Consider the following 3,066-nt stretch of genomic DNA (forward strand, 5'->3'; position numbering starts at 1 on the left):
GGCCGCCGTGGTCGCGGTGCTGCCGGCCAACGCCGGTACCGCCACGATCACCCGCGCGGCCGCCAAGGCCGCCGGCGTGCCGACCGCGGCCGCGGACGACGGCCCGGGCTTCATGCTGACCTTCGTGCCGAATCCGGCCTTCTCCGGCAACGCCACGGTGCGCTTCACCCTGTCCAATGCGTATGCGACCTCGGCCGAGGCGGACATCGTGTTCATGATCGCGCCGCGCCCGGATCCGACCCAGGATGCGCAGGTGCGCGGCCTGATCGACGCGCAGGCCGAGTCGACCCGGCGCTTCGCCAAGGCGCAGATCGACAACTTCCAGCGCCGCCTGGAGGCGACCCACCGGGGGGCGCGCGGCTTCGACAACGGCGTGAGCTTCCAGGCCAGCTCGCAGTGCCGCCAGCGCGACCGCACGCTGCAGAGCGATCGCAATCTGGACGCGCAAGCGTGCGACCCGGCCAACCGCGACCTGCGCGACGGCGCCATGGACGGCGGCGCCGATACCGCGTCGGCGGCACCACGCGATGCCACTGCGGCAGGCGATCTGGGCCTGTGGGTGGGTGGTGCGATCCGCTCCGGCAGCCTGGACAGGCAGTCGCAGCGTGCCGGCGTGGATTTCCAGACCGATGGCCTGAGCCTGGGCGCCGATTACCGCGTCTCCTCGTCCTTCGCATTGGGTGCGGGCGTGGGCTTCGGCCGCGACGACAGCGATGTCGGCCGCGACGGCAGCCGCAGCAAGTCCACTGCGTACACGCTGGCGTTGTATGCCAGCTATCACCCGGGCCAGACGCTGTTCTTCGACACCCTGGTCGGCTATCAGCTGCTGTCCTACGACCTGCGCCGCTACGTCACCGACAACGGCGCCCTGGCCGAAGGCGACCGCAGCGGCCACCAGTGGATCGCGTCGCTGTCGGCCGGTGCCGATTTGCAGCGCGGCGATTGGCAGATCACCCCGTATGCGCGGGTGGATGCCGCGCGCGCCACGCTCGATGCCTACAGCGAAGCGGCGATGGCGCCGTATGCGCTGCGCTACGAGGACATGGACGTGGCCACCACCACCGGCAATCTCGGCCTGCGCCTGGAATGGCGCCGGCAGATGACCTGGGGACGGCTGACGCCGCAGTTCCGGCTCGAGTACCAGCACGACTTCCAGGGCCGCGGCGACGCCACGCTGGGCTATGCCGACATCGTCGGCGGCACCCTGTACCGCACCGGGCAGAGCGTGTACGACCGCAACCGGCTGATGCTGGGCGTGGGCGTGGTGTTCAGCACCGACCAGGGCCTGTCCACGCGCGTGGAGTACCGCGGCGTGACCGACGGCGACAGTGGCAGCGACCAGACCTGGATGTTCAACGTCGAGAAGAAGTACTGACGCTTTGAGCCTCTCTCCCCCCGGGAGAGGGGTTGGGGTGAGGGTCCGGCGCGGAGCGACTCGCGATGTTTGGGTGCACGAGGCTGCGCCCGTACCCTCATCCGCCCCTGCGGGGCACCTTCTCCCGGCGGGAGAAGGGAGCGGCTAGCCCCTCTCCCGTCGGGAGAGGGCTTGGGGTGAGGGTCCGGCGCGAAGCGTCTCGCGATGTGTGGGCACACGAGGCTGCGCCCATACCCTCATCCGCCCCTTCGGGGCACCTTCTCCCGGGGGGAGAAGGAACAGCTAGCCCCTCTCCCGTCGGGAGAGGGCTTGGGGTGAGGGTCCGGCGCGAAGCGACCCGCGATGTTTGGGTGCACAAGGCTGTGCCCGAAAGCGCCGCCTGCCCGCATCCGGCACAATGCCCGGCACATGCCTGCCCCGTCCGCGCCCGATTTCCGGCTGTATCCGTCCAACGCGCTGGATACCCTGGCCGCCCTGCTCGCCGAAGAACTGCGCCGGCCGCCGCCGGGGCAGCCCTTGCTGGCGCCGGAGGTGGTGCTGATCCCGCAGGTGGCGATGCGGCGCTGGCTGCAGTCGACCCTGGCCGCGGTGCACGGGGTGGCGGCGAACCTGGAATTCCTGACCCCCGGCGAATTCGTCGCGCGCGCGCTGGAGCGCAATCTCGGTGCCGCGGCCGACGACCTGGACATGGCGACCATGCATTGGCGCCTGTACGCGGCTCTGCAGGGCGACCTGGGTAGCGATGCGGCGCTGGCGCCGCTGGCCGGCTATCTGGCCGACGGCGATGCGCTCAAGCCGTGGAGCCTGGCCGGCGAGCTGAGCAACGTGTTCGAGAAGTACCAGGCCTGGCGGCGCGATTGGCTGCTGCGCTGGGAAGGCGGCGCCGACCCGGACGATCCGCAGGCGCGGCTGTGGCGGCGCATCGCCACGGGCCGCGCCTACCGCGCACGCCGCATCGGCCAATACCTGGACCGCTACGCGCGCCCGGACGGGCCGTTGCCGCAGGGCCTGCCGCGGCGCTTGTTCGCCTTCGCCGTGCTCAACATCTCCCCGGACGTGCTGCGCGTGCTGGCCACGCAGGCGCGCGCCGGCACGCTGCACTTCTATCTGCCGACCCCGGCACAGGGTTACTGGGGCGATCTGCAGACCCTGTGGCAGCGCCGCCGCGAGGGCGGGGCGGTGGAGCTGTTCGCCGACCACGTGCAGGAGAATCCGCTGCTGCAGGCCTGGGGCGCGGCCGGGCGCGACTTCATGGCGCTGATCGGCGACTACGAGGTGGTGCATCCGCTGGCCGAGATCGCGGTCTACGCCGATCCGCTGGAGTCGGGCCGGCGCGCGCTGGCCGAGGGCGGCCTCGGCGACAGCCTGCTGCGGCGCATGCAGAGCGACCTGTTCCATCGCCGCGCGCCGGCGCGGCCGGCGCCGCTGGCCGCGGTGGATCCGCACGATCCCAGCCTGCAGGTGCATGCCTGCCACACCCGCCTGCGCGAACTGCAGGTGCTGCACGACCAGTTGCGTGCGCTGCTGGACGACCCGCGCTTCGAGCCGCCGCTGCAGCCGCGCGAGATTGCGGTGCTGTCGCCGGACATCGATCCCTACGTGCCGTATCTGGACGCGGTGTTCGGCGGCCACGCCGGCGACGACGCCTTGCCCTATGCGCTGGCCGACGCAAGCCCGTTGGCCAGCGAGCC

The 3,066-nt window shown here is 71.6% G+C and carries 2 protein-coding genes; both read left to right on the forward strand.

Translation table 11 applies throughout. From position 1 onward, the window contains the following. The coding region (locus D180_RS04370; protein ID WP_017911833.1) for an autotransporter outer membrane beta-barrel domain-containing protein at positions 1–1,375 on the forward strand (1,375 nt) is incomplete at its 5' end. Between the two features lie 408 nt (positions 1,376–1,783). Beyond that, on the forward strand, positions 1,784–3,066 hold a 1,283-nt coding region (locus tag D180_RS04375), incomplete at its 3' end, for an exodeoxyribonuclease V subunit gamma (protein ID WP_017911834.1).

Origin of the sequence: Xanthomonas sp. SHU 166 (assembly GCF_000364685.1) — a bacterium.
In the GTDB taxonomy this organism is placed as follows: Bacteria; Pseudomonadota; Gammaproteobacteria; order Xanthomonadales; family Xanthomonadaceae; genus Xanthomonas_A; species Xanthomonas_A sontii.